Source organism: Microbacterium sp. MYb64, assembly GCF_002979495.1.
GTDB lineage: Bacteria > Actinomycetota > Actinomycetes > Actinomycetales > Microbacteriaceae > Microbacterium > Microbacterium azadirachtae_A.
The window spans coordinates 15,531-41,558 of the sequence record NZ_PCOW01000008.1; the positions used below are offsets into that span (position 1 = coordinate 15,531).

Annotated in this window: 25 protein-coding genes; 8 read left to right on the forward strand and 17 right to left on the reverse strand. The window is 72.0% G+C overall.

Going from position 1 to position 26,028, the window contains the following annotated elements; translation table 11 throughout:
* Nucleotides 1-35: 35 nt before the first annotated feature.
* Nucleotides 36-689 carry a response regulator gene (locus CQ044_RS09150; protein ID WP_105688188.1) on the reverse strand — a complete coding sequence of 218 codons (654 nt, stop codon included), beginning with the start codon at nt 687-689 and terminating at the stop codon, nt 36-38.
* Nucleotides 686-2,443 carry a sensor histidine kinase gene (locus CQ044_RS09155; protein ID WP_105688189.1) on the reverse strand — a complete coding sequence of 586 codons (1,758 nt, stop codon included), beginning with the start codon at nt 2,441-2,443 and terminating at the stop codon, nt 686-688. Before CQ044_RS09155 ends, CQ044_RS09150 begins: the two co-directional genes overlap by 4 nt.
* A 143-nt stretch (nt 2,444-2,586) precedes the next feature.
* On the opposite strand from CQ044_RS09155, the gene CQ044_RS09160 reads away from it, so the two are divergent.
* Entirely contained in the window at nt 2,587-4,131 is a 1,545-nt protein-coding gene (locus CQ044_RS09160; RefSeq protein WP_105688190.1) for a CitMHS family transporter, read from the forward strand.
* 27 nt (nt 4,132-4,158) lie between these two features.
* Here CQ044_RS09160 and CQ044_RS19555 read toward each other — a convergent pair whose 3' ends face one another.
* The 3 genes from CQ044_RS19555 to CQ044_RS09170 form a co-directional block, all read right to left on the reverse strand.
* Nucleotides 4,159-4,308: a hypothetical protein gene (locus CQ044_RS19555; RefSeq protein ID WP_181158254.1), complete on the reverse strand. Its 150-nt coding sequence runs from the start codon at nt 4,306-4,308 to the stop codon at nt 4,159-4,161.
* Between the two features lie 11 nt (nt 4,309-4,319).
* Complete coding sequence (locus tag CQ044_RS09165) at nt 4,320-5,474, reverse strand: DUF222 domain-containing protein (protein ID WP_105688191.1); 1,155 nt, start codon at nt 5,472-5,474, stop codon at nt 4,320-4,322.
* 83 nt (nt 5,475-5,557) lie between these two features.
* Complete coding sequence (locus CQ044_RS09170; protein ID WP_105688192.1) at nt 5,558-6,073, reverse strand: methylated-DNA--[protein]-cysteine S-methyltransferase; 516 nt, start codon at nt 6,071-6,073, stop codon at nt 5,558-5,560.
* A 137-nt stretch (nt 6,074-6,210) separates the two neighbouring features.
* Here CQ044_RS09170 and CQ044_RS09175 point away from each other — a divergent pair, with 137 nt between their 5' ends.
* Both CQ044_RS09175 and CQ044_RS09180 read left to right on the forward strand, forming a co-directional pair.
* Nucleotides 6,211-6,669, forward strand: coding sequence for a carboxymuconolactone decarboxylase family protein (locus CQ044_RS09175; protein ID WP_105688193.1), 459 nt, complete (start codon nt 6,211-6,213; stop codon nt 6,667-6,669).
* A 33-nt stretch (nt 6,670-6,702) separates the two neighbouring features.
* Nucleotides 6,703-7,629: a sigma-70 family RNA polymerase sigma factor gene (locus CQ044_RS09180; protein ID WP_105688194.1), complete on the forward strand. Its 927-nt coding sequence runs from the start codon at nt 6,703-6,705 to the stop codon at nt 7,627-7,629.
* Between the two features lie 35 nt (nt 7,630-7,664).
* Here the strand turns inward: CQ044_RS09180 and CQ044_RS09185 are convergent, their stop codons facing one another.
* The gene (locus CQ044_RS09185) at nt 7,665-8,417 is read right to left on the reverse strand and encodes an AAA family ATPase (RefSeq protein WP_105688195.1); all 753 of its coding nucleotides are present in this window, start codon (nt 8,415-8,417) and stop codon (nt 7,665-7,667) included.
* Between the two features lie 107 nt (nt 8,418-8,524).
* On the opposite strand from CQ044_RS09185, the gene CQ044_RS09190 reads away from it, so the two are divergent.
* Nucleotides 8,525-9,472: an endonuclease/exonuclease/phosphatase family protein gene (locus tag CQ044_RS09190; RefSeq protein ID WP_105688196.1), complete on the forward strand. Its 948-nt coding sequence runs from the start codon at nt 8,525-8,527 to the stop codon at nt 9,470-9,472.
* A gap of 15 nt (nt 9,473-9,487) precedes the next feature.
* Here the strand turns inward: CQ044_RS09190 and CQ044_RS09195 are convergent, their stop codons facing one another.
* Together CQ044_RS09195 and CQ044_RS09200 are read right to left on the reverse strand one after the other, a co-directional pair.
* Nucleotides 9,488-10,090, reverse strand: a complete 603-nt coding sequence (locus CQ044_RS09195) for a hypothetical protein (RefSeq protein WP_146116771.1) — start codon at nt 10,088-10,090, stop codon at nt 9,488-9,490.
* A 4-nt stretch (nt 10,091-10,094) separates the two neighbouring features.
* Nucleotides 10,095-11,363: an ammonium transporter gene (locus CQ044_RS09200; protein WP_045272803.1), complete on the reverse strand. Its 1,269-nt coding sequence runs from the start codon at nt 11,361-11,363 to the stop codon at nt 10,095-10,097.
* Nucleotides 11,364-11,528: 165 nt separating this feature from the next.
* On the opposite strand from CQ044_RS09200, the gene CQ044_RS09205 reads away from it, so the two are divergent.
* Entirely contained in the window at nt 11,529-12,572 is a 1,044-nt protein-coding gene (locus tag CQ044_RS09205) for a zinc-dependent alcohol dehydrogenase family protein (protein WP_105688198.1), read from the forward strand.
* Nucleotides 12,573-12,597: 25 nt separating this feature from the next.
* Here CQ044_RS09205 and CQ044_RS09210 read toward each other — a convergent pair whose 3' ends face one another.
* The 6 genes from CQ044_RS09210 to CQ044_RS09235 form a co-directional block, all read right to left on the reverse strand.
* Complete coding sequence (locus tag CQ044_RS09210) at nt 12,598-13,524, reverse strand: CPBP family intramembrane glutamic endopeptidase (RefSeq protein ID WP_105688199.1); 927 nt, start codon at nt 13,522-13,524, stop codon at nt 12,598-12,600.
* A gap of 113 nt (nt 13,525-13,637) precedes the next feature.
* Nucleotides 13,638-14,858: an RNA polymerase sigma factor gene (locus CQ044_RS09215; protein ID WP_105688200.1), complete on the reverse strand. Its 1,221-nt coding sequence runs from the start codon at nt 14,856-14,858 to the stop codon at nt 13,638-13,640.
* Nucleotides 14,855-15,223, reverse strand: coding sequence for a YciI family protein (locus tag CQ044_RS09220; protein WP_045272800.1), 369 nt, complete (start codon nt 15,221-15,223; stop codon nt 14,855-14,857). The genes CQ044_RS09215 and CQ044_RS09220 overlap by 4 nt, the downstream gene beginning before the upstream one ends.
* A 65-nt stretch (nt 15,224-15,288) precedes the next feature.
* Nucleotides 15,289-16,881 carry an MFS transporter gene (locus CQ044_RS09225; protein WP_219844946.1) on the reverse strand — a complete coding sequence of 531 codons (1,593 nt, stop codon included), beginning with the start codon at nt 16,879-16,881 and terminating at the stop codon, nt 15,289-15,291.
* Between the two features lie 85 nt (nt 16,882-16,966).
* On the reverse strand, nt 16,967-18,880 hold the full coding sequence (locus tag CQ044_RS09230; protein ID WP_105688202.1) for a heavy metal translocating P-type ATPase: 1,914 nt from the start codon (nt 18,878-18,880) through the stop codon (nt 16,967-16,969).
* A 95-nt stretch (nt 18,881-18,975) separates the two neighbouring features.
* The gene (locus tag CQ044_RS09235; RefSeq protein ID WP_181158256.1) at nt 18,976-19,869 is read right to left on the reverse strand and encodes a LysR family transcriptional regulator; all 894 of its coding nucleotides are present in this window, start codon (nt 19,867-19,869) and stop codon (nt 18,976-18,978) included.
* A gap of 78 nt (nt 19,870-19,947) precedes the next feature.
* Between CQ044_RS09235 and CQ044_RS09240 the strand changes: the two genes are divergently transcribed.
* Genes CQ044_RS09240 through CQ044_RS09250 form a run of 3 tightly spaced genes read left to right on the forward strand, consistent with a single transcriptional unit; the run spans nt 19,948 to nt 23,887 of the window.
* Nucleotides 19,948-21,531, forward strand: a complete 1,584-nt coding sequence (locus tag CQ044_RS09240; RefSeq protein WP_258133228.1) for an aminotransferase class I/II-fold pyridoxal phosphate-dependent enzyme — start codon at nt 19,948-19,950, stop codon at nt 21,529-21,531.
* Nucleotides 21,528-22,994, forward strand: a complete 1,467-nt coding sequence (locus CQ044_RS09245; RefSeq protein ID WP_105688205.1) for an amino acid permease — start codon at nt 21,528-21,530, stop codon at nt 22,992-22,994. The genes CQ044_RS09240 and CQ044_RS09245 overlap by 4 nt, the downstream gene beginning before the upstream one ends.
* Nucleotides 22,991-23,887: a universal stress protein gene (locus tag CQ044_RS09250; RefSeq protein WP_105688206.1), complete on the forward strand. Its 897-nt coding sequence runs from the start codon at nt 22,991-22,993 to the stop codon at nt 23,885-23,887. The genes CQ044_RS09245 and CQ044_RS09250 overlap by 4 nt, the downstream gene beginning before the upstream one ends.
* Before the next feature lie 18 nt (nt 23,888-23,905).
* On the opposite strand, the gene CQ044_RS09255 is transcribed toward CQ044_RS09250, so the two are convergent.
* The 3 genes from CQ044_RS09255 to CQ044_RS09265 form a co-directional block, all read right to left on the reverse strand.
* Nucleotides 23,906-24,601: an NADPH-dependent F420 reductase gene (locus tag CQ044_RS09255; RefSeq protein WP_258133229.1), complete on the reverse strand. Its 696-nt coding sequence runs from the start codon at nt 24,599-24,601 to the stop codon at nt 23,906-23,908.
* 72 nt (nt 24,602-24,673) lie between these two features.
* Nucleotides 24,674-25,594 (reverse strand): S1C family serine protease, encoded by a 921-nt coding sequence (locus CQ044_RS09260; RefSeq protein WP_105688207.1) that lies wholly within the window; start codon nt 25,592-25,594, stop codon nt 24,674-24,676.
* Nucleotides 25,595-25,738: 144 nt separating this feature from the next.
* Nucleotides 25,739-25,945, reverse strand: coding sequence for a three-helix bundle dimerization domain-containing protein (locus tag CQ044_RS09265; RefSeq protein ID WP_219844948.1), 207 nt, complete (start codon nt 25,943-25,945; stop codon nt 25,739-25,741).
* Between the last annotated feature and the right edge of the window lie 83 nt (nt 25,946-26,028).

Below are 26,028 nucleotides of genomic sequence, written 5' to 3' on the forward strand. Positions count from 1 at the left end.
CCGAGCTGTCACGCTCGCACTGACCGCCCGCACTGTCACGCCCGCCGCGTGTAGCGATGCTCCGGACGGCCTGTGGCGCCGTAGCGGAGCCGCACCTCGACGGCCTCCCGTTCGGCGAGAGCGGCCAGGTGCCGTTGCGCGGTGGCGCGGGAGATCCCCACGCGCTCGCCGATCTCGGCGGCCGAGGCCTCGTCCTCGCCCAGCGCGGCCAGCACGACCTGTTCGGTCGCGGACCGCGAGGGCGATGCGGCCTCTCCGGATCCGTGCAGGATGGCGAGCGCGCGATCGAGGTCCTTCTGCGGCAGGGCGCGATCGCCCGAGAGCAGGTTGCGGAATCGCGCGTAGCGATCGAGGGCGCCGACGAGGGCGCGCTGCTCGAACGGCTTGATCAGGTAGGCGTGCGCGCCCGAGCGCAGCGCACGCCGCACGGTCGCCGGATCGTCGGCCGCCGAGACGACGATCGCATCCACGCCGGCCTCGCGGACGAGTCCGATCCCGTCGCCGTCGGGCAGATAGACGTCGGCGACGAGCAGGTCCGGCGCGAGATCGCGGACGGCCGCCCTGGCCTCCGCGATCGTGCGCACGGGCTCCAGCGCGACGAAGCCGGGACGGTCGTCGACGATGGCCTGATGCAGGCGACCGACCCGGAAGTCGTCGTCCAGTACGAGGGTGCGGATCGGATCCGTCATCTGCGCTCTTCCTTCTCCGGTCGGTTCCCTGCTCGCGTCTCGGGTCGGTTCCCTGCTCGCTTCTCGGGTCGGCTGCCTGCGGGACCGCGTTCGCCGGGATCCGCGCGGCCGGGCTCTCCGACGGGCGCGACCGCGCCGTCGAGGCGGGCTGCGAAGACCGCCCCGTGGGCGTCGCCGCCGCGGTCGATGATCCACAGATCGCCGCCTCCGCGACGGGCGATCTCCCGGGACAGGGGCAGACCCAGCCCGTGGCCGTGCACCGCGCCGGCATCATCCGAGGGTCCCGCGGCGTCGGGCCTATCGAAGTCCGGTTCATCGGGCGCCGCATCGAGTCCCGCCCCGGAATCCGCGACCGTGACGACGAGGGCGTCATCGTCGTCGAGCACGGCGACCTCGACCCAGCGCGGCACATCTCCCGCGACGGCCGCGGTCACGGCGTTGTCGACGAGATTGCCGAGCACCGCTGCGACGTCCTCAGCCGCGACCACGGCACCGCGCAGGTGCGTGTCCTCCGCGATCCGCAGCGTCACGCCGCGCTCGGACGCCTCGAGCGCCTTGGCCCCCAGGAACGACTGCAGGAACGGATCGCTCAGCCGCTCCCGCCCCGCGATCGGGAAGTCCACGGACCCGCGTTGCATGAGCTCGGCGAGGAACTCCCTGGCGTCCTGCACGCGCTCCGCGTCGATGAGCCCGGCAGCGACATGGATCCGGTTGGCGAACTCGTGGCGCTGCACGCGCAGGGCCGCGGTCATCGTGCGCACGCTCTCCAGCCGCTCCGAGAGCGCGATGAGCTCGGTGCGATCGCGGATCACGGCGACGGTGCCGAGCGCGCGCCCTTCGCGTTCGACCGGACGCGTGTCGAGGTAGAGCACCCGCTCCCCGAGCACGACCTCGGAGAGCGCCCGTGCCCCGGAGGCCGCGTCGCGCACCGCGTCGGGAAGGCCGGTCCGGTCCAGCGGCACGCCGACGAGGTCGCGCACTCCGAGCAGGCGCTCGGCGGCGGCGTTGCAGACCCGCACGATGCCGCCTTGGTCGACCGCGAGCACCCCGTCGTCCACGCCGTCCAGCACGGCGGTCTGGTTCTGCACGAGCGCGACCAGCTCCTCGGGCTGCACGCCGAGGGTGAGCCGCTCCCAGCGGCGGCGCAGCAGGAGCGCGGCGATGCCCGCCAGCAGCAGCGATCCCGCGGCGGCGATGCCGATCACGGCGAGCAGCGGCGGCAGGTCGTCGAACACTCCCGCGCGCGCGAAGCCGACGCTGACCTCCCCGACCGGCGTACCTCCGTCGTCCCGCACCGGCACCTTCGCCCGCGCCGAGTCGCCCAGGGTGCCGATCTCCCATTCGACGACCTCGTGCCCGGCGAGCACGTCCTGATACGGGGTGCTCACCTCCTGCCCGAGACGATCCGGATCGGGATGCGCGAGACGGATCCCTTGGTCGTCGGTGATCACGACGAAGAGTGCTCCGGTGCGCGAAGCGATCGCGGTCGCGGTGCGCTGCAGCACACCGGTCTGCAGTTCGGCGGCCGGTGGCGTGCCCGGCTCTGCCGAGGCGCGGGCGACCTCCGCGCGGACCTCCGGATCCTCCGCCAGCGTGCGCGCGATCCCCAGCGCGGAGGACTCGGCCTCGGCACGGAGCTGCTGCACGGCCAGGAAGAGGTAGACCCCGGTGCACAGCGCGACCACGAGCACGACTGTCGCGAGCTGCAGGAGGAGGGTCCGCGTCGCGAACCGCACTCGACGCGTCACGGGCATCCGTCCTCCTTGAGCAATATGCGCAGAAGTCACGCTACGCGCACAACGCGGGGAATGCGACTTACCGGGGCGGACGCGCGCGTCACCCCTAATGTCGGCGAGGTCCGTCGATGACGACAGGCGGATGACGAAGGAGTCAGCTCATGCCCACGGTGCTCACCGGTCTGCTCGCAGCGGCCGAGGACAAGCCCTCGTACGACATCGCTTTCGCGCCGCCGGAATGGGTTCTGGTGATCCTCGGCTTCGTGATGGTGCTCGTGTTCATGACGCTGATCATGACCAAGCGCCTCACTCCGATGGTCGCGCTGATCCTGGTCCCCACCGCGTTCGGCCTCTTCGCCGGCGCGGGGCTGGGTCTCGGCGACATGATCCTCGACGCGATCGGCAAGATGGCGCCGACCGCCGCCCTGCTGATGTTCGCGATCATGTTCTTCGGCATCATGATCGACGTCGGCCTGTTCGACCCGCTGATCCGCGTGATCACCCGCGTGCTGGGCGACGATCCGGCCAAGGTCGTCGTGGGCACCGCACTGCTGGCCGGCGCGGTGTCGCTGGACGGCGACGGATCCACGACGTTCATCATCACCACCTCGGCGATGCTGCCGATCTACCTGCGCCTCGGTATGAACCCCGTGGTGCTCACGTGCGTGGCCGGCCTCATGAACGGCACGCTCAACATCGTGCCCTGGGGCGGCCCCACCGTGCGCGCCGCGACCGCGCTGAGCCTGCAGCCCACCGACGTGTTCGTGCCGATGCTGCCCTCGCTCGGGGTCGGCCTGCTCGTCGCGCTCGGGTTCGCCTGGATGCTCGGCCTGCAGGAGCGGCGCCGTCTCGGCGCGCTCGACGAGAGCCGTCTGACCGGCACCGCCGAGGGCGGGCTGCTCGCGGCGATCCCCGCGATCTTCCGCGGCGCCGACGCCAAGCCCGGCGCTCGCGCTTCGCTGCGCACGGGCAACATCGTCACGGTCGCGCACGGTCACGGACCGGTCGCCGCCGCCGGGGTCGACCCGGCCGACACCGCGATGGCTGACACCATGCTCGACCCGAACCGGCCCACGCTGCGCCCGCGACTGATCTGGTTCAACCTCGCTCTCACGATCGCCGTGATGGTGCTGCTCGTGATCGACATCATGCCGCTGCCGTACGTGTTCATGGTCGGCGCCGCGGTGGCGCTGCTCGTGAACTTCCGCAAGCTCAAGGACCAGGCCTCCGAGATCGTCGCGCACGCGCCGAGCATCGTCGGGGTCGTCTCCATGGTGATCGCCGCGGGTGTGCTCGTCGGCGTGCTGAGCGGTACGGGCATGGTCGATGCGATGGCGAACTGGATCACCACGGTGCTGCCGCCGCAGCTCGGCCCGTTCCTCGCGCCGATCACGGGCGTGCTGTCGATCCCGTTCACGTTCCTGATGTCGAACGACGCGTTCTACTTCGGCATCCTGCCGGTCCTGTCCGAGAGCGCCGCGCACTTCGGCATCGCTCCGGTCGAGATGGCCCGCGCTTCGATCACCGGCCAGCCCGTCCACCTGCAGAGCCCCCTGGTGCCGGCGATCCTGCTCCTGGTCTCGCTCGCGAGCGTGAACCTCGGCGATCATCACCGCAAGGTGCTGTGGCGTGCGCTCGTGGTCTCGCTCGTGATGCTCGCGGTCGGGATCCTGACCGGCGCGATCCCGTTCTTCGTCGCGCAGTAGTGGTTCGGGCCTGCCCGCCGAAAGGATTCAGGCCGCGGCGCGGGGTTCGACGGAGTCCGCCTCCACGAACATCACCCGGGGCGGCGGCGCGTCGATGTGATCGACGCCCGCGGGAGTGGTCCAGACGATGACGCCACCCGCCCGCTGCTCGGCGGTCCAGCGCCAGCGGGGGTCCACGTCCGGATGCTTCAGGGCGTGGTGGGTCTCGCAGAGGCATGCGAGGTTGCAGGGGTCGGTGGGACCGCCTCGGGCGAAATCGTGATTGTGGTCGATCTGACTTCGTCGAGCGGGCTGGCGGCAGCCGGGGAATCGGCATGTGCGATCCCGGGCGCGAAGCTGTCGCCTCGTGGCTTCCGGGATCCGGTACGGGCTGGTGCGGACGACCCTGCCCTGCGCGTCGAGCTCGAGTCGCTCCCAGCTGAACGCCGCGACGGCGAGCCGGCGGGCGAGGTCCGGATCCATGGGGCCGCGCCCGTCCAGCTCTGCCATGCGGTCATCCCGACCGAGGAGCGTGGACTCGGCGACCGTGACCTGCACCGTCGCGCGGATGCCCGTGATGTCGCGCGGATGCCCGTGATGATGTCGGCGTCATCGGCGATCCGGCCGGTGAGGACCTTCAGCAGGAAGCGGTCGAACCGCACCTGATCCAGCCGCTGCCCGCCGCCGGTGCGGTCCTCGTCGCCCGACTCACGACGCGCCTGCTTGGCCGCGTCGAGGATCGTCCGGGCCTCCTGCGTGAGCAGGTCGTATGCCGCATGGATGAGCGCCGCGGGACCACTCGCATGCATCGTGGCCTGTCCCGCACCGTCGTCCGTCACGGTCACCGCGCGGTCGTCGTGCGCTCGCCGGTGCGCATCAGTCAGCGCGATCGGAGCCACGGCAGCGGCCACGGACTCGGCGAAGGCCTTCGTGCGCGCGCGGGACTCGGCCGCAGCGAACGGCACGACCTGCGCTTCGTACTCGGCGAGCGCCGAGGTGTCGTCGTGGGGGATGTCGGCAGCCGCTTCGATGACGACCTCCGCGTGGGCGAGGGACACGTCTCCCGCTTCCAGAGCGGCGCGGGCTCTCGGGAACCGCTCGTGCAGAACGTGGCCGGTCGCGAGCATCTTCGCTGCGGCGTAGCGCGACAGATGCAGCCCCGCCGCGACCTCGGAGATCATCGAGCGCTCCGCCTGGTCGAATCCCGCGGATCCGGTCGGGACCTCCTCGAGCAGCAGCGCGACCCTCTCGTGTGCCAGGGCCGCCTGTCGCGCCTGCATCCGCGCGACCTCACGCCCCAGCTCCGCGCACTCCGCCACGATCTCCGCACTGCGGCGGAGATAGTGATCGAGCGGCTTGTCCATGCCCTCAAGTATAGAACATATCTTCGACAAGAGGAAGAGTTATCCACAGGCCCCGCGTCGTCGCCGCGTCGTTGCAGCGCTGTTCAGAACAGCGCGGTCGGCAGGGCTCCCTCGTGCTCGAGCAGCCAGCGCTTGGTGAGCAGGCCCTCGCCGGGTGCTCCCCCGGAATAGCCGCCGAGCCCGTCGCTCGCGACCACGCGGTGGCACGGCACGATGATCGGGATGGGGTTGGCGCCCATGATGGATCCGATCGCCCGCGCGGGCACCGTCGTGCCGCTGCGCTCCGCGAGCTCGCCATAGGTGACGGTCTGACCGTGGCCGACCGTGTCGTAGAGCGCGTGGAGCACCGCGTTGGTGACGTCGGACTGCGGGCCGAGGTCGAAGGGCAGGTAGAAGCCCGCCCGCTCCCCCGCGAAGTACGCGCCCAGCTGTGCGAGCGCCTCGGCGAGCAGCGGATCCCGCTCGGCGTCCTGGCTCTCTCCCGGAACCGGCGCCACGGACCGCCCCACGCGCGGCCAGGTCACCCGGGTGATCGCGATCCCGTCGCTGTGCACGGCGATCACGCCCACCGGAGTGGCGATCGAGCCGGAGTAGGTCATGCCGCGATCGTACGCCGGGGGTCGGACACGCCCGTGCCGGCACCCCTGTCACACTTCGCCCCCCGGATCCGACAGTCCTGATGAGAGCCGCACGAGTGCCCGCGAGACCCGCGGGCCCGGCCACGGAAGGAACGACGATGACCAGGATCGACATGGCCCGCACCAACAAGCTCGGCTACGCCGCGGTGCTCGGGATGGAGGCGTACTCCCGCAAGAGCGTGGAGCCGCGGCTGTACGAGCTCATCAAGCTGCGCGCCTCGATCCTGAACGGATGCGGCTTCTGCGTCGACATGCACGCGACCGAGGGCGCCAAGCGCGGGATCCCGCAGCGCACGCTGCACGCGGTCGGCGCGTGGCAGCACGCGAAGGGCTTCTTCGATGCACGCGAGCTCGCGGCGCTCGCCCTGACCGACGCGGTCACTCAGCTCGGCCCCGAGACCGTGACGGACGAGATCTGGAACGCCGCTGCGCAGCACTTCGACGACGGAGAGCTCGGCGGGCTCGTGATGGCCATCTGCACGATCAACGTGTGGAACCGCATCGCGATCGCCACAGAGATGGCGCCGCCGATCGACGACAAGCACCCGATCGTCTGAGCGGTGTCCGACCCCGGGCGGTACCGTGGGCCCATGACCCTCGTCTCCCCTGCCACCCGTGCGTGGCAGGCGGAGCGGGGGCGCCTCATCGGCATCGCGTACCGGATGCTCGGCGACTACGGTCACGCCGAGGACATCGTGTCCGAGGTCGCGATCGAGGCCCTGCAGCGGGAGCGCGCCGAACGCCCCGATCAGGACGAATCCCGCGGGGACGGACCCTCCGCGGCGGGGCGCGTGCGCTCCTGGCCCGCGTGGATGACGACCGTGTGCGTGCGCCGCTCGATCGACCGCGTGCGCGCACTCGCCGCGATGCGCGAGGACTACATCGGCCCGTGGCTGCCGGAGCCCGTCGCGACCTCGCGGCTGCCCGAGGACGCGGTGGCCGATCGCGAGCTGCTCTCGCTCGCGCTGCTGCACATGGCGGAGCAGCTCGCACCCGAGGCGCGAGCTGCCATCGTGCTGCACCGCGCGTTCGGGATGTCGGCCGTCGAGATCGCGCCGATCCTGGAGAAGTCGCCCGCTGCCGTGCGGCAGCTCGTCTCCCGCGGCGAGCGCCGACTGCGGCTCGCCGACGATCCCTCCGTCACGCGCGCGGCGGATCCGGCTGCGCTCGGCGCTCTGCTCGCGGCCGTCGAGCACGGTGACATCTCGGGCGTTCTCGCTCTGCTCTCCGACGACGCGATCCTGTGGAACGACGGGGGCGGCAAGGTCAGCGCCGCGCGCAACCCGATCTTCGGCGCCGACCGTGTGCGGCGCTTCCTCGTGGGCGTGCTGCAGAAGGCGACCGCCGACCCCGCGCTGCCGTTCTCCGTGCAGCGGCTCGAGGTCAACGGAGAACCGGCGATCGCGTTCCTGCGCTCCGGCCGCACCGATGTGCTCGCCCTCGAGTTCGGCGCCGACGGGTTGATCCACGGGCTCCGTCAGGTGTGCAACCCGGACAAGCTCGCATACGTGCACTGACCCAGCGCGGCCCGGGCCGCGGCTCCGCTCCCGCCTCAGTCCAGGAGGTGCCGGGTGTAGCGCCCCGGCTCGTCGAGGAACGACCGCCAGTGCCGCACGAGCTCCAGATCCTCCCAGACCGCCGGGCGGAGCCCCCACTCCCCGACCTCGAGGATCTTCGCGCCGGGCAGCGCCGCGAGCACCGGCGAGTGGGTCGCGCAGAGCACCTGCCCGCCTTCCTCGGCGATCCGGCGCAGCACCGCGATGAGGCTCAGCGTCGAGGAGAACGAGAGCGCCGCCTCCGGCTCGTCGAGGCAGTAGAAGCCTGGGTCGTCGAACCGCGATTCGAGCAGTGCGAGGAAGGATTCGCCGTGGCTCATCTCGTGGAAGAGCGGCTCCGGTCCTGGCGAGGGGTTCTCCTCGAGGTACGTGTAGAACGAGTGCATCGTCTCGGCGCGCAGGAAGAACCCCCACCGGTTCGCGCCCACGCCGCGCTGGATGCGGAGCCAGTCCGACAGCGGGGACTCGGTCGGCCGCGTGCTGTGCCTGGCCTGGCGGGATCCGCCCTCCGGCGAGAGTCCGTAGGCGATCGCGATGCCCTCGACCAGCGTCGACTTGCCGCTGCCGTTCTCACCGACGAGGAACGTCACGCCGGGGTCGAGATCGATGCCCTCCCGCAGCACCTGCGCGACGGCGGGAATGCTCGCAGGCCAGGTGCGGCCGGGGGCGGGGGCATCCTCGGCAGGATGCACCGCGGCCACGGGCTGCTGCCGGCGTCGGCGGCTGCCCGGGTCCCAGAACGGATCCATGACGCTCCCTTCGGCGATCGGCTCCGCTCCATTGTGCCGGGCCGGACCGACAGAGCCCTGGCCGGACCGTCAGCGGTTCCCCAGACCCGGACCGGGAGGATTGATCCGTGAGCCAGGCGACGAGAGAGCAGGTCAGGGCGCGACGCGCGACGCCTCGTCGGGGCGCCGTGATCGCGATCCTGCTGATCACCGCCGCGCTCACCGTGATCGTCCTGCTCGGCGGGATCCCCGGCCTGATCGGGACCGGGATCGCCGTAGTCCTGCCCTGGCTGGGATTCGCCCTCGTCCCGCTCGTCGTCGCCGCCCTGCTGATCCGGCCGCGCACGGCGTGGATCACCGCGGTGCCCCTGGTCGCCTGGACCATGGCGCTGTGGGGGTTCCTCCCGGTGCCGTGGCAGGGAGATCCGTCCGCCGGGGACCACGGGCTGCTGATCGCGACGCAGAACGTCGAGGCGGGATCCGGCACCGGAGCCGCGTCCGCCCGCACCCTCGCCGACGGCGGGGCGGGGATCCTCGCGTTCACGGAGCTCGACGCCGACTCCGGGTCGGCGATCGCGGACGAGCTCGCCGACTCCTACCCGCACGCCTACCGCGTGGGCACGGTCGGGGTGTGGAGCCGCTACCCGATCCTCGATGAGGAGGCCCTCGATCTCGGACTCGGCTGGAAGCGCGCGCTGCGCGTCGAGGTCGACGCCCCCGGCGGCGCCGTGAGCGTGTACGTGGTGCACGCCGCCTCGCTGCGCCCGGGTGCGCAGAGCGCTCGGGACGGCATGCTCTCCGCACTGGGCGAGCGGATCCGCGACGACAAGAGCGCTCGCGTGATCGCCCTCGGCGACTTCAACGCGGTGTCGACGGATCCGGCCCTCTCCCCGATCGCCGGAGCACTGGGCGAAGTGCGCTTCGGCGGGATCGGGCCGTCGTTCACCTGGCCCGCATCGTTCCCGGCGGTCCGGATCGACCACGTGTTCCAGCGCGGTTACCCCTCCGCCTCAGGGCGGACCGCATCGGCCGGCGCCAGCGACCACCTCGCAGTCATCGCCGCGCTGGGCGGCTGACGCCCCCGCGCGAGATCAGCCGACGACCATGAGGACCCGGGCGTCATCGGCGACGATCCCGGGTCCAGGGGCGACCACGCCGTCGCCCGTCATCGCGGACGGCAGCACCAGCGCCTCCATCGCCGCTGCCGTGCTGCCGCCCGTGCTCACCCGCCCAGAACGCACGACGATCGCGCGCACTCCGTCGGGCAGGATCGATGCTCCGTGCAGATCCGCGAAGACGAGCGCCGGTCGCGCCCGCGCGGTCACCGTGGACAGGACGAGGACCCGGCTCAGCTCCGCGGCGCGGAGCCGTGGCCTGCGCAGCTCCAGAAGAGGGTCAGTGTGACGCAGCACCCGCTCCTTCCGCAGTCCCACCGACGCCCCCGGTCCGACCTCGACCTGCGGCCCGCCGATCCCGGCGAGCACATGCGTCGCCTCGTGAGCCAGGTGCAGGATGCCCGCCGGCCCCCGCAGCTCGACCAGTTGCAGGGTCCAGTGCAGTTCGCCGTTCGCGCCGCGCCGTCCGCAGATCTCGCGCACGTGCCCGCCTCCCGCGGCGAGACCGCGCCTCGGCAGACTCCGCAGCTGCAGGAGTTCGGCCGGGGCGGTGCTCGCCGCGAGGGAGACGGGGTTCATCGGCTCAGGCCCGTGCGCCGGTGAGGACATAGCCCTCTTCGCCGTGCACCACGGTGTCGAGCCCGGCGATCTCGTCCTCGTCCTTGACCCGGAAGCCGAGGGTCTTCTCGATCACGAAGCCGATCGCATAGGCGAGGACGAAGGAGTACACCAGCACCGCGCCGGCCGCGAGCGCCTGCGCCGCGAGCTGTGCGAAGTTGCCGCTGTAGATCAGGCCCGTGCCGTTCGCGAAGATGCCGAGGTACAGCGTCCCGATGATGCCGCCGACGAGGTGGATGCCGACCACGTCGAGGGAGTCGTCGAAGCCGAGCTTGAACTTCAGATCGATGGCCAGCTGGCAGACGGCGCCGGCGAGCAGGCCCAGCACGACCGCCCAGATCGGGGTCAGCGAGGCGCAGGCCGGGGTGATCGCCACCAGACCGGCGACCGCACCGGACGCCGCTCCGACCGAGGTCGGCTTGCCGTTGCGGATCTTCTCCATCACCAGCCAGCTCAGCAGCGCCGCTGCGGGAGCGGCGATCGTGTTCACGAATGCGACCGCGGCGGTGCCGTCGGCGGCCAGCTCCGAACCGGCGTTGAAGCCGAACCAGCCGAACCACAGCAGCCCCGCACCGAGCAGCACGAACGGCGGGTTGTGCGGAACGTCCGCGCCCTTCTGGAACCCGAGGCGCTTTCCGAGCACGAGGGCGAGGGCGAGGGCCGCGGCGCCCGCATTGATGTGCACCGCGGTGCCGCCGGCGAAGTCGATCGCGCCGACGCCGAGCAGGTCCTGCAGGCCGTGCGTGACCCAGCCGCCGTAGGCGAAGCTGCCGTCCTTGTTCAGGCCGAAGTTGAACACCCAGCTCGCGACGGGGAAGTAGACGACCGTCGCCCAGATGCCGGCGAAGATCATCCAGGATCCGAACTTCGCGCGGTCGGCGATCGCACCGGAGATGAGCGCGACCGTGATGATCGCGAACGTGGCCTGGAACGCGACGAACGCGAGCGGCGGGTAGGCGGCGTCCTTCGGTACCTCGAGCAGATTCGACAGCCCGATCGAGGACCAGTCGATCGTCCATGGTGCGACGGTGCCGTGGTTGCCGGGGAAGGCGATCGCGTAGCCGTAGATCACCCACAGCACGCCGATCAGGCCGATCGCGCCGAAGCTCAGCATCATCATGCTGATCACGCTCTTGGCCTTGACGAGGCCTCCGTAGAAGAACGCGAGGCCGGGGGTCATAAGCAGCACGAGGGCCGCGCAGATCAAAACGAAGGCGGTGTTTCCCTGATCCATGAGGTCCGCTCCTCTCTGTCAGGACGCTCCTGCAGCGTCGGGTGAGGTCAGACTGTCACTCGCGCGTTTCGCCTCGACGCGCGCAATGTTTCGGATCCGTTTCGTCGCGCGCACCTCGCGTGAACAAGCTGTGACGAGGACACGGGCGCCTGGCAGGATGAGGCCATGCGTGCAGTGGTCTTCGATGCGGTCCGTGCCCAGCCCGAGGTGCGCGAGGTTCCTGAGCCCGGGCTCCCTGCCGACGGGGTGCTGGTGCAGGTGAAGGCGACGGGCATGTGCCGGAGCGACTGGCACGCCTGGGCAGGACATGACAACATCGCGTTCCCGCATGTGCCGGGACACGAGCTCGCCGGGATCATCGCCGCCGTGGGGCCGCAGGTGACCCGCTGGCAGGTCGGAGATCGCGTGACGGTGCCGTTCGTCTGCGGCTGCGGGCGCTGCGAGTGGTGTCTCTCCGGGGATGCGCAGGTCTGCCCCGACCAGCAGCAGCCGGGCTTCACGCACTGGGGATCCTTCGCCGAGGTCGTCGCCCTGCACGCCGCGGATGTGAACCTCGTCGCGCTCCCCGACGAGGTGGACTTCGCCACGGCGGCGAGTCTCGGCTGCCGCTTCGCGACCGCGTTCCGGGCACTCGTCGGACGCGCCCAGGTGCGCGAGGACGAGTGGGTCACCGTGATCGGCGCAGGCGGCGTCGGCCTCAGCGCCGTCATGATCGCGAAGGCGCGCGGCGCCAGGGTGATCGCGGTGGACCGCAACCCGGAGGCGCTCGCGGTGGCGAGGGAGGTCGGCGCGGCGCATACGCTCCTCGCCGACGGAACCGACATCCCGGCCGCCGTCGCCGCGCTGACCGGCGGGGGCAGCCACGTCTCCGTCGACGCCGTCGGCAGCGAGCAGACCCTCGCCGACGCGATCCTGGGGCTCCGCCGACGCGGCAGGCACGTGCAGATCGGCCTGCTCCCACCGATCGACGGGCATCCCCGCGTGCCGATGGAGCGGGTGATCGGCTGGGAGCTCGACCTGCTCGGCAGCCACGGGATGGCGGCCGCCGACTACCCCGCGATGATGGACCTGATCGCCGAGGGGCGCCTGGAGCCGCAGCGTCTCATCGAGCGCACGATCGGGCTCGAGGAGGCGGCGGCGCTGCTGCCCGCTTTTGACCGCGCGACCGTGGCGGGCATGACCATGATCGATCCGCAGCGGGTCGGCTGACGATCGCCCCCTCGCGTCGTTCCGATCAGGTCGACGGCGCGGGCACGGGCGCAGCCGAGGGCGTAGCCAGACCAGGGGATCTGGCACCCTTCGGCAGGCCGAGGCGACCTCGGGTGACGACGATCAGCACGACGGCCGTCACCGTGAAGCCGATCAGAACCGGAAGCAGCCCGTAGTCGTTGAAGATCGGCGCCGGGAACAGCGGCGCCCCCACCTTGTTCGCGAAGGTGTTGAACGAGGCGTGCATCAGCATCGTGATCAGCAGGCTGCCCGCCGCGTGGTTGAAGACCCAGGTCATCATAATGGTCAGCGCCGTGATCATCACGACGAACATCACCATGTTCCCCGCGGTGGGCGGGGTCCAGACCCCGCTCCAGAAGAGCGGGAAGTGCCAGAACGCCCACAGCAGGCCGAGGATGACGCTGCCGACCAGCGGACCGTGGCGCTCCTGCAGCCGCGGCAGCGCGAATCCTCGCCAGCCGGGCTCCTCGCCCAGCGGGCCGCCGAGGAGGAACGTCATCAGGAAAGCCAGCGGGTACGCGGCGAGCAGCGGCCCCACGATGGGCTGGAACGCCGACAGCGCGCCCGGCACGACGATCGTGCCGAGAACGATGATGATCGGCACGCCGACGAGCAGGAACAGGTACCAGACGATCCCGACGCGCCAGTGCACGTACCGGCGCAGCAGGCGGACGACTCCCTCGCCTCCCTCGGTCACGCCCGTCATGACGAAGGCGCCGACGGTCGGCCCGAACGTCGCAGCCACCACCGCGAGCGCGATCATGGGCTTCGGCAGGGCGGGCAGCATGCCCTGGGCGGACAGTGCGACCGGCACCTCGATCAGCCAGGAGAAGAGATAGGCGATCACGAAGTAGGAGGTGAGCGGATGCCGCGCGAGCAGTCCGCGGGACTCCGCACGCGAGGATCGACCGAGATTGCCGACGACAGCCATGATGATGACCTTTCCGCCCGCGACGGGCCCGCGTCCCTGCGGGTCAGTCGTTCGCCATGCCTCAGTGTTCCACTCGCCGGGACGGGCCGCCAGAGGCGACGGAATATCGGGGCTCAGCCGCGCAGCCGGGCCGCGCGGGCGCGCAGATAGTCGCGCTCCGGGATCGAGAGCGTCGCACGCGCCGCGTCCAGGTATTCCTCGATCGCCTCGGTCGTGCGCCCTGCGCGTTCCAGCAGATGCGCGCGCACGGACGCGATGCGACGCCGGTCGCCGCGCACCCGTGGATCCGCGATCCCGTCGATCACGGCCAGCCCCGACTCGGCACCGTGCACCATCGCCTGCGCGACGGCGCGGTTGATCGTCGCGACGGGGTTGCCGGTCTCGAGCTCGAGCAGGCGGTACAGGGCCAGGATCTGCGGCCAATCCGTCGTCTCGGTGCTGGGCGCGTCGTCGTGCAGCGCCGCGATCGCGGCCTGGATCGCATAGGGGCCGTGGCGGCCGGCGGCGAGCGCGGCGTCGAGGATCTCCGTGCCCTCGACGATCCTGTCCCTGTCCCACCGCAGGCGGTCCTGCTCGTCGAGCGGGATCAGCTCGCCGTGAGCGCCGGTGCGCGCGGTCCGGCGCGCATCGGTGAGCAGCATGAGCGCGAGCAGGCCAGCGACCTCGACGTCGTCCGGGCGTTCGCGGCGCAGCATCCGGGCCAGGCGGATCGCCTCGTCGCTGAGCCGCACGTCGTTGACGTCGGCGCCTTCGCTGGCCGTGTGCCCCTCGGTGAACATGACGTAGAGCACGGCGAGCACCGGATCCAGGCGGTCGTCGGGGTCGGACGGCTCGGGGAAGACCGCCCCGGCGGCGCGGATCCGCGCCTTCGCCCTGCTGATCCGCTGGGCGATCGTCGCCTCGGGCAGCAGGTGCGCGCGGGCGATCTGCGCGGTCGAGAGGCCGGCGACCGCACGCAGCGTGAGCGCCACCTGCGCCGGCATAGTGAGCGCGGGATGGCAGCACAGTCGGAGCACCTCGACGCTGTCGTCCGCGTGCGCCGCCTCCGCCTCGGCGAGGGGACGCCAGGCGTCGGCGTAGGCGTGCTCGCGCTCGCGGCGCTGGTGCTCGCTGCGGATCCGGTCGATCATGCGGCGTCGGGCGACCGTCAGCAGCCAGCCCTTCGCATCCGCAGGAGCGCCCTCGGTCGGCCACTGCTGGTGCGCGGCGAGGAGCGCCTCCTGCACCGCGTCCTCGCACAGGTCGAGCTGGGCTGCGCCGTAGCGGCGCAGCAGCGCGGCGAGGACCTGCGGCGCGTTGCTGCGCCACAGGTCCTCGAAACCGCGATCGGTCACACGTCGGTCCCGGCCGAGAACATCACGGGGCGGACCTCCAGCGCGAGACCGTCGATCGCCGCATCCGGGATCTGGCGGGCGAGCTCGACGGCGCGCTCCTCGGACTCGACCTCGATCAGGTAGTACCCGCCCATGAACTCCTTGGTCTCGGCGAACGGCCCGTCGACCACCTCGGGCGAGCCGCCCGCGGCGCGCACGACCTTCGACTGGCTGGGGTCGGCGAGGGCGACGGTGCCGAGCATCTCGCCCGAGGCGGTGATCGTGTCGATGAACGCCTGGTGCCCCTCGCCGATCGCCTGCATCTGCTCGGCGGTGAGCGCATCCAGCACGTCCTGCCGCACCTGCATGAGGATCATGTACTTCATGGTCGTTCTCCTTCGATTCGTCGGGGGACCCGATGTCCGCCTCGATATGTGGTCGGAGCCGATGCTCAGTTCTCGACATCATTCTGCGCGCCGAACGCCGGAATGTGCCGGAGTCGCGCGGCGGTGACCCCGGCGAGCGCGAGCATGGCGATGGCGGCGACGAGGGCTGCGACCTGCAGCGACGAGGTGAAGGCCGCGCCCGCGACGGCGCGCGCCGCAGGATCCGCGACGCCGAGGGCGGCGTCGATCCCGGCCGACACGGCGTGGCGGTCGGCGGCGTCCAGCCCCGGCGCGCCCGCGACGAGGAGGCGGTACACGGCGGTCGTCAGGCTGCCGACCACGGCGATGCCGAGCGCGTAGCCGAATTGGCCGCTCGCCTCCTGCGTGGACGCGGCGGACGACGCCTGCTCGGCGGGCACGCTGCCGAGGATCGCGTTCGTGCCGAGCGTCGGAAGGGCCGACGTGCCGAAACTGACCACGCTGAAGCCGACGACGAGAGGCGAGGGTCCCGTTCCCGGCGTGATCTGCGCCATGAGCACGAGCCCGGCGGCGGGGAGCGCGAGGCCGGCGGCGATGAGCAGGCCAGGTCGGATCCGCTTCGCGAGCAGCGGCATCGTGAGGAAGCCCGCGGCGCCGGTCAGGGCCGGCGGGACGGTGAGGAGGCCGGCCGCGAGCGGATCCGCCCCGGCGACCGCCTGGAAGTACTGGGTGTCGAGCATCATCAGCGGACCGGTGAGCATCGTCATGAGCAGCATCGCGATGAGCACCACGCACACCCCGCGGCGGCGGAACATCGCGAGGTCGAGCAGGGGCGCATGCCCCGCGCCGCGGGAGAGGGCGCGCTGACGCCGCAGGAACACCACGAGGAAGACCACCCCGACGATCACGCTCGCGATCGCGAGGACGGCATCGCCGGAGCGGGCCGCCTCCTTGATGCCGAAGACGATCGGCAGCACGGCCAGCAGGGACAGCGGCACGCTGACCGCATCGACACCGCGCCCGGTGCGGTGCGGGTGCGCCGTCGATGCGTCCGCGACGAGCAGCGGGAAGACCACCAGCACGAGCGCCATGACCGGCACGGCGATGAGGAACACCGCGCCCCACCACCAGAGGCTCAGCGCGATCCCGCCGACCACCGGTCCGATGATCATCCCGCCCATGAGGCAGGTCATGAAGACGCCGATCGCGATCGCCCGCTGCCCCGATTCGGGGAAGAGCCCGGTCAGCAGGCCGTAGAGCGACGGAGCGAGCGCTGCGGCACCGATCCCCATGACGGCCCTCGCGGCGATCAGCATCTCGGGCGAGAGGGCGAAGGCCGCCGCCAGCGACGCGAGGCCGAAGACCGTCGCGCCGAGCATCGCCATGCGCCGCCGGCCGAGGTGGTCGGCCAGTCCGCCGAACGCGATGAGCAGCCCCGCGAAGACGAAGCCGTATCCGTCCACGATCCAGAGCTGCTGCACCGCATCCGCGTGCAGTTCCCGCCCGATGCTGGGCAGGGCCAGCAGCACCACCGAGGTGTCGATCGCGGTCATCAGGGCCGCGGCCGCGAGCACCGCGAGCCCCAGCCACTCCTTGGGTCCGGCGGGCGAGCCCGCACGCGTGCGCGCCCCTGCCGCCGGCCGTGCGCCTTCCGTCACTTCTCCGTCTGTGCGAGTCATGCCCTGTGGTCGGAGCCGAAGCGCGGTTCTCGACATGGGCCCGTGCTGCGATGAGCGAAAGGCGGGGGCAGGCCTCGCTGGGCGCTCAGCCGCGTATCGCAGGACGCCCTTCCGCCGCCGCCTCCTCCGGGGCCTCCGCCGCGAAGGCGCGCTCCGGGGTCAGCGGGCCGCGCAGCGCCCGCAGCGCGTACAGGATCGTGGCGAGATCCACGAGCTCCTGCACGAGGGCGCCCACGACCGCGGGGATCACCCCGGTCATCGCCACGATCATGAGCGCGACGCTCAGCCCGATGCCGATCCAGATCGCGGTGAGCGCGACCCGCACGGTGTGCCGGCCGATCTCCACCGCGTGCGCGACCTTCGCCAGGGAGTCGACGAGGATCACGGCGTCGGCGGCCTCGCCGGCGGCGGTCGCGCCCTTCGCGCCCATCGCGATCCCCACGTCGGATGCGGCGAGCACCGGGGCGTCGTTCACGCCGTCGCCGACCATCATGAGCGGGCGCGGACGCAGGTCGCGGGCGAGCCGCACCTTGTCGTCCGGAAGGAGTTCGGCGTGCACCTCGGCGATGCCCACCTGCGCAGCGATCGGATCCGCCGTCGCGGCGGTGTCGCCGGTCAGCATCACGATCTGTCCCACGCCGTGATCGCGGAGCCAGGCGACGACGCTCGGCGACTCGGGACGCGGAGCATCGGCCAGCACCAGCGCGCCGGCGTGACGCCCGTCGATCGCGACGTAGGCCGCCGCCTGCCCCGCCACGAGGTCGGTGCGCGCGAACTCCGGCACGAGGGAGGCGATGTACGCGGGCTTGCCCACGACCACCGTCCGGCCGCCGATGCGCGCCATCACGCCGTTCGTCGCGACCTCGCTCGCGTCCTCCGCGGTCTCGGGCGCGAGGCCGCGGTCGCGTGCCGCCGCACGGATCCCCGCCGCGAGGGCGTGCGAGGAGTACTGCTCCGCCGATGCGGCGAGTCCCAGCACCTCCTCCGCCGTGAACCCGGCCGCGGGCCGGATGTCCACCAGGGCGGGCCTGCCGCGGGTGAGCGTGCCCGTCTTGTCGAACGCGGCAGAGCGCACCCGCGAGAGCGTCTCGATGACCGCGCCGCCCTTGAGCACGATCCCGTCCTTCGCCGATCGCGACAGGCCGCCGAGGAACGCGACGGGCGCCGCGATCAGCAGCGGGCACGGCGTCGCGAGCACCAGCACCTCGGCGAACCTCACCGCCTCGCCCGAGAGCGCCCAGGCGAGGCCGCCGAGCAGGAGCGAGACCGCGGTGAACGGGATCGCGAACCGGTCGGCCAACCGCACGACGGGGGCGCGCGAGTCCTGCGCCTGCCGCACGAGCGCGAGGATCTGCTGGTACTGGCTGTCGGCACTGCGCCGCAGGGCTCTCGCCCGCGCGACGTGGGTGCCGTTGACGGCGCCGGAGAGCACGGTCTCCCCCGCGGTGCGCGTCACGGGCAGGCTCTCGCCCGTGAGCGAGGACTCGTCGAAGGAGACCTCCTCGGTCAGGAGCTCGCAGTCCACGGGCACGATCTCGGAGGGGCGGATCAGCAGCACGTCGCCGATCCCCACCTCGTCGACGGGCACGTCCCTGACGAGTTCGCCGTTGCCCTCCCCCTCGGTCGTGACGACGTGAGCGGTCTGCGGCGAGCGCTCGAGCAGCGCGGTCAGCTCGCGCTTGGCCCGGCGCGCGGCGAAGTCCTCGAGGGCCTCGCCCCCGGAGAGCATGAGCACGATGATGAGGGAGGCGACGTACTCGCCGACCGCGAGGGTCGCGACCATGGCGACGATCGCGAGCACGTCCAGCCCGAACCGGCCGCGCAGCATCTCCCGGATCATCTGGATGAGCGTGCCCAGCACGAAGCCGCCGACGACGATCGTCGCGATCCATCGGGCGATCAGGCCCTGACCTGCCGCGCTCAGCGCGAGGACCGCGACGAGCGTCAGGAGCGCGAGGGGGATCACGGGCTGTCGTCGCAACGCCTTCAGCACTGCCATGTCTCGATGTATCCCTCTCCGGCCGCGCGGGGATCTCCCCCCTGGCTCCACCCTGCTCCGGCTCCGGAGAGGTTGCAAGCGACGTCGACCGGGGATTACCCGCCCGCAGGCGCGCGCAGTGCCCCCTCGAGCGCCCGCCGCGCTGCCGCGCTCACGGTCGGCGCCGTGACCAGGAAGATCCGCCGCTCGAACACGGCGTCGGCGATCTCGACGGTGGCCACGGCGTCCAGATGCGCCGGCAGCGCCAGCTCCGGCACCAGGGCGACACCGAACTCGGCGGCGACGTACGCCGCGACCACGGCGTAGTCGTCGCTGCGCATCGCGATCCGCGGGGTGAAGCCCGCCTCCTCCGCGGCGCGGGCGAGGGCCGCATCGACCGGATCGGCCTCGGTCGCACCGGCGATCCAGCCCTCGTCGCGGAGGTCAGCGAGGGGGACGCCGGTGCGCCCGGCGAGAGGATGCGCCGGCGGCACGATCACCGCGAGGTGCTCCTGCCGGACGGGGATCATCCGGAATCCCGGCGGCAGGATCGTCGGCCGCCCCGGGGCGTCGTACACGATCGCGGCGTCGAGGCGGAGGCCCACGACCGCCGCCATCAGCGGGTCGAGCTCCGCCTCGGAGACGAGCGGCTCGAAGCCGGCCCCCTGCAGCGCGCGCACGACCTGCGGCAGCAGCCGCGCCCCGGCCGAGGGGAACACGCCGATCGCGATCCGACGCCGCTCGGAGGCGAGCAGGTCACGGACTTCGTCGACGGCCCGCTCCGCGCGGTCCAGGATCGCGATGGCGTGCGGGAGCATCGCCTCGCCGACAGCCGTGAGGCGGGTGCCTCCGGATCCGCTCGTGACGACCGCCGCGCCGAGCTCGCGCTCGAGGCCGCGGAGGTGATGGGTCACCGTGGGCTGGCTCCACTGCAACGCGGTCGCCGCGCGCAGGACCGAGCCTTCGTCGGCCACCGTGCGCAGGGCCCTGAGCTGCCGCAGATCGAGCATCGTCGCTCCATAATGGCTATTGATCAATGAAGGATTGTCTTCATTCCTCATCGTATCCCTCCCCGCCAGAATCGATCCGTGACGACAACCACGCCCTACGCCGACGCCATCCGCCGATTCGCCGCACGCGACCTGCAGCGCCTCAACGTCCCTGGGCACAGCGCGGATCCTGCGGCCGCCCCGCTGCTCGCGGACTTCTTCGGCGACGACGTGCTGCGCTACGACGTGGAGCCGCTGCTGGACGGCATCGACAAGGGATCCGACAACCCGCTCGAGGAGGCGCGCGAAGCGGCCGCCCGCGCATGGGGGGCGCGGCGCACCTGGTTCCTCACGAACGGCGCGTCCGAGGCGAACCGGATGACGGCGTTGGCGCTGGCCGCGTTCGGCACCCCGGATGAGATCGTGGTCGCGCAGCGGAGCGCCCACTCGAGCTTCTTCGACGGCATCATCCTCGGCGGGCTCGACCCCCGCTTCGTGCCGCCGACGATCGACGAGCACCACGGCATCAACCACGGCGTGACGCCCGCCGCGATGCGCGACGCGCTCGAGGGCGCGGACGCGAAGGCGGCCTACATCATCAGCCCGAGCTACTTCGGCGCGGTCGCCGACGTCGAGGGCATCGCCGCGGTCTGCCACGAGGCCGGCGTTCCGCTGATCGTGGATGCCGCGTGGGCCGCGCACTTCGGTTTCCACCCCGATCTCCCCGCCAACCCGATCACCCTCGGCGCCGACCTCGTCGTGTCCTCCACGCACAAGATGGGCGGCAGCCTCACCCAGTCGGCCATGCTGCACCTCGCCGAAGGGCCGTATGCGGAGGAGCTCGAGCCGCTCCTCGACCGCGCCTTCCTGTTCACCCAGTCCACGAGCGCGAGCTCACTGCTGCTCGCCTCGCTCGATCTCGCCAGGGCGACGCTCGAGGACGGCCACGACCGCATCGCCGCCTCGCTCGCCGCGGCCTCCGCGCTGCGCGACGCCGTCCGCGCGACCGGACGCTTCCCGATCGTGAGCGACGGGTTCGACGCCTTCCCGGACATCGTGGGGCACGACCCGCTGCGGGTGTCGATCGATGTCGGAGCGGCGGGGCTGCACGGCCACACCGTGCGCGAGGAGCTGCTGCGCACGGCCGGGATCATGACCGAGATCTCGACGGGATCCTGCATCGTCGCGTTCGTCGGCCCCGGCACCACCCCGGATCCGGCCCGGTTCGTCGCGGCGCTCGAGGCCCTGCGGCCGGTCGGCGATCTCGCCGCGCGCGGCGACGCGGGATCGATCGCGCTGCCGAAGACCGGCCCCGCCGTGATGCGCCCGCGCGATGCGGCGTTCGCGCACACCGAGATCGTCGCGGCCGAGGACGCGGTCGGCCGCGTCTCCGCCGACTCGCTCGCCGCCTACCCGCCCGGGATCCCCAACGTGCTGCCCGGTGAGATCCTCACCGCCGAGACGATCTCGTTCCTGCGCGGGATCGCCGCGACCCCCGGCGGCTACGTCCGCGGAGCGGCCGACGCGCTCGTCGACGGCGTGCGCGTCGTCGTCGAGGCGCCGGAGCAGCGCACCCGGATCCGACCCGAGACCACGCGCATCGGATCCGCCGATGCGCGTTCCCGAACCGGCCTGCGACGTGCAGCGACGCCGTCGCCCGTGAAAGAACAGGTAACCGCATGACATCGATCGCCCAGCAGCTCCTCCGGCGCAAGCCCATCGCCCGGGAGGCAGGCGATTCCCCCCTGAGACGCACGATCGGTCTCTTCCCGCTCATGGCGATCGGGATCAGCTGCACGATCGGCACGGGGATCTTCTTCATCATGTCCCAGGCCGTGCCGCTGGCCGGCCCCGCCGTGGTCTGGTCGTTCGTGATCGCCGGCATCGTGGCCGGCCTCACCGCCCTCTGCTACGCGGAGCTCGCGGGGGCGGTCCCCGTCTCGGGATCCACCTACTCCTATGCGTACGCGACCCTCGGCGAGGGCATCGCCATGGTCGTCGGCGCCTGCCTGCTGCTCGAGTACGCGGTCTCCGCCGGTGCGGTCGCCGTGGGCTGGTCGCAGTACGTCAACGAGCTCATCGGCAACCTGTTCGGCCTGCACCTGCCCGCCGCGCTGAGCAACGCTCCGGAGGAGGGCGGCATCGTCAACCTGCCCGCGGTGATCCTGGTCGCGCTCTGCGCCGTCCTGCTCGTGCGCGGCACCAAGGAGTCCGTCGTCACCAACGCCGTCATGGTGTGCATCAAGATCGCCGTGCTGCTGTTCTTCATCGCCGTGGGGATGACCGGATGGAACTCCGACCACTTCGCGGACTTCGCTCCCTACGGGATCGGCGGCATCGCCGCGGGCGCCGGAGTGATCTTCTTCTCCTTCGTCGGACTCGACGCGGTCTCGACCGCGGGCGAGGAGGCGAAGAACCCCAAGCGCAACCTGCCGCTCGCGATCCTGCTGGCGCTCGCCGTCGTGATCGTGCTCTACGTCGGCGTCGCCCTGGTCTCGGTCGGCGCGCAGGCCCCCGCGAAGTTCGACGGGCAGGAGGCGGGGCTCTCCGAGATCCTCGCCCACGTGGTGGGCAGCCCCTGGCCGGGCACGGTGCTGGCGGCGGGAGCGGTGATCTCGATCTTCAGCGTCACCCTCGTCACCCTCTATGGCCAGACCCGGATCCTGTTCGCGATGTCGCGCGACGGCATGGTCCCGCCGATCTTCGGGAAGGTCAACGAGCGCACGCGGACCCCCGTCCAGAACACGATCATCGTGTCGGCCGTCGTCGCGGTGCTCGCGGGCGTCATCCCGATCAGCTTCCTCGCCGAGATGACGAGCATCGGCACGCTCGCCGCGTTCCTCGTCGTGTCGGTCGGCCTCATCATCCTGCGCCGCCGCGAGCCGGATCTGGAGCGCGGTTTCAAGGTTCCGCTGTACCCGATCACGCCGCTCCTCTCGATCGCCGGGTGCCTCTGGATCATCACCCAGCTGCGGCCCGTCACGATCTTCGTGTTCGCGATCTGGGTCGCGGTGTTCCTGGCGTTCTACTTCTTCTACGGACGCCGGCGCTCCGCGCTGCAGCCCGGCAACGTGCCGCCCGGCGCCGATGTGCCGTTCACCTCGGTCGTGCGCCAGCCTGGTCCGCTGGAGCGGAGCGAGCGTTGACGCTCCTCGTCGGACTCGACACCGCGCGCCGGTCGTCCTCGGTGCTCGCGCTCGCCGCCCAGCTCGCGAACTCGCTCGACACCGACCTCGTCGTCGCCGCGGTCGTGGCCTCCGCCTGGCCGCTCTCGCGCGCGAGCGTGGATCAGGAGTGGCAGGCGCACAACCGCGAGGCAGCGGACCAGGTGCTCGATCACGCCGCGAGCGTGCTCGGCGGCGACGTGAAGGCGCGCTACCTCGTGCACGAGGCGGCCTCGGCCCGCCGCGGACTTCTCGAGCTCGCGGAGCAGGAGCGCCCCGACGCCCTCGTGCTCGGATCCGCGGTCCGCGGCGAGCCCGGAAGGATCGCGCTCGGGGCCGTGTCGGAGGCGCTGCTGCACGCCTCCCCCGCTCCCGTGGCGATCGCGCCGGTCGGCTATCGGGCGCGCGTGGACGCGCGGTTCGACCGCCTCACGGTGGCGTACGGCGGATCCGGCGCCGCGCAGGACCTCATCCCCGGTGCGGCCGCCGTCGCGGCGCTCGGCGGGGTGCGCCTGCGGATCGCGTCGTTCGCCGTCCGCCCGGACGCCGAGCTCGGAATCCTGGCCGGCGCTGGCGGCCGCGCCGAGGATCCGGTCCTGGTCGAGTGGGAGGGGCAGATCCGCGACCATGTCGCCGCAGTGCTCGGCGAGATCGCCGAACCGGCGCCCGCCGTCGACGGGCTCGCGGTCGGCGTCGGCGCGTCGTGGGCGTCGGCGATCGACGACGTCGGCTGGACCGACGGCGACCTGCTGGTGGTCGGATCCAGTTCCCTCAACCCGCTCGCGCGTGTGTTCCTCGGTTCGCACGGCACGAAGATCGTCCGGAACGCGGGCGTGCCCGTGCTCGTGGTGCCGCGGGCAGCCGCCTGGGGCTGAGCGCTCGGCCGCGGCCGCTCAGGAGTTCGGGTCCGCCGTGCGGGCCCTCGCCACGACGATGCCGCGCTGCGATGTCGGGAACCGCTGCAGCATCGCCCGCAGCTCCGCGGCGTCGACGTCGGCTCCGAAGGCCTCCGCGCCGGGTTCCAGCATGATGCCGCTCGCGAGGCCGCCGGCGACCACCGGATCGAACCCGAGGTCGTCGACCAGCCGGGCCACCCGCGCCACGTCGTCCGGATCGTCCCCGGCGATCGCGATCGCTTTGCGGTCGGAGGTGCCGGCGGGCCGGGTCTCGTCCTCGAGGTCCTGATAGCCCATGTGGTTGAAGGCCTTCACGACCCGGGATCCGGCGAGGTGCCGCTGCACGGTCTCGCTAGTCGACGTGCGCGGATCGTCGAGGTCGCCGCGGAGTCCGTCGCCCCACCAGTAGTTCATGGCGTCGATCACGAGCTTGCCCCGCAGCAGCTCGGCCGGGAGGGTCGCGTGCCGGCTGAGCGGCAGGGCGAGGAGCACGGCGTCGGCCTCGCGCGCGAGTTCCGCCACGTCCACCGCGGTCGCTCCGAGCGCCCGCGCCGCACGCGTGATCCGGGCCGGATCCGACGATGCCGCGAGCAGCACCCGGTATCCGGCCGACACCGCGAGCCGGGCGAGCACGCTGCCGACCCGCCCTGCGCCGATGATGCCAAGCGTCTCGATCCGGGATGCCTCCGCCACGTCGCCATCGTATCCAGGGCGCACGCGTCGCTTTCGGCCCCTGGGCCTGTCGGGACCCGTGCAGGACCCGCGTCAGCCGAGCCGGAGCTCCTCGGGCTCCAGCACCAGGTCGATCAGGGCGCCGCTGCGCAGCACGACCATCTCCATCCGCCGCCCGATCGCCCCTTCGACCATGACCCGCTGCAACCCGGTCGGGTCGAAGACCGCGGTGCCGTCGATCGAGAGGACGATGTCGCCCGCCCTGGCGCCGGCGATGGCAGCGGGGCTCCCGGGGACGGTCGAGATCACCTGCATGCCGGTCGGCGATCCGACCTTGGCAGCAGCCTCCGGGGTCAGTGCGACCTTGGCGCCGGCCACCCCCAGCCAGGCCCGCCGCACGCGCCCGAACGTGGCGAGCGTGTCGATGATCGAGAGTGTCGTCGCGTTGATCGGCACGGCGAGCCCGAGCCCGATGCCCGCGACCGCGGTGTTCACCCCGACCAGCCGGCCCGCGCTGTCGGCGAGCGCTCCCCCGCTGTTGCCGGGGTTCAGCGCGGCGTCGGTCTGGACCACCTCGTCGATCACCCGCCCCGACGCGGTCGGCAGCGAGCGGCCGAGCGCCGAGACGATGCCGGCGGTCACGCTGCCCGCGAGTCCCAGCGGATTCCCGAGGGCGACGACCAGCTGCCCGACTCTGAGGTGCGCCGCGTCGCCGAGCGGGACCGGATCGGGAATCGCCCCCTGGGCCCGCAGCACGGCAAGATCCGACAGCACATCGGATCCGACGACCTGCGCCTGGGAAGAGGTCCCGTCGGTGAAGGCGAGGCCGACCTCGCGCGCGCCGGCCACGACGTGAGCGCTCGTGAGCAGCAGGCCCTCGCGGAACACCGAGGCGCTCCCAGCGCCGGCCCCGCCGTCGGTGCGGACGCTCACCGCGGCGACCGAGGGCAGCACCGTCTCCGCGACGCGCACGACCGTCGCCGAGTAGGCGTCGAGTGCTTCGCTGTCGTCCATGACCAGAGTCTCCGCCCGGGTCCGCGGCCCGCGGGCGGAGTTCGCCCAGGGCTAACGCGACGCCGGGCGCTCAGGCCCGGGGCGCGGGATCGAGATCCAGGTGCCGGCGCAGCGCGGCGGTGAGACGCCCGGGATCCGGCCGCCTCAGTGGACCGGGCGCTCGATCCGCGCGCGGGCTTCGCGCTCGACGAGGACGGGTACGAAGTCGCGCACCCTGGCCCGCTCGAACGATCGCTGCGCGTCTCGGACGGCGCCGTCGATCTCGATCTCCGCGGTCTGGGGGAACCTCGCCTGGAGACGTTCGATGACGTCGGCGATCGCCTTGTCCTCGTCGGACGGTTCTCGGATCATGCCGCCATCGTCGGCGTCCCCCGCACCCCTGTCAAGAACACCCCGGTGATACACACTGAGTTGGTGGCTGGCTCCCCCGGACA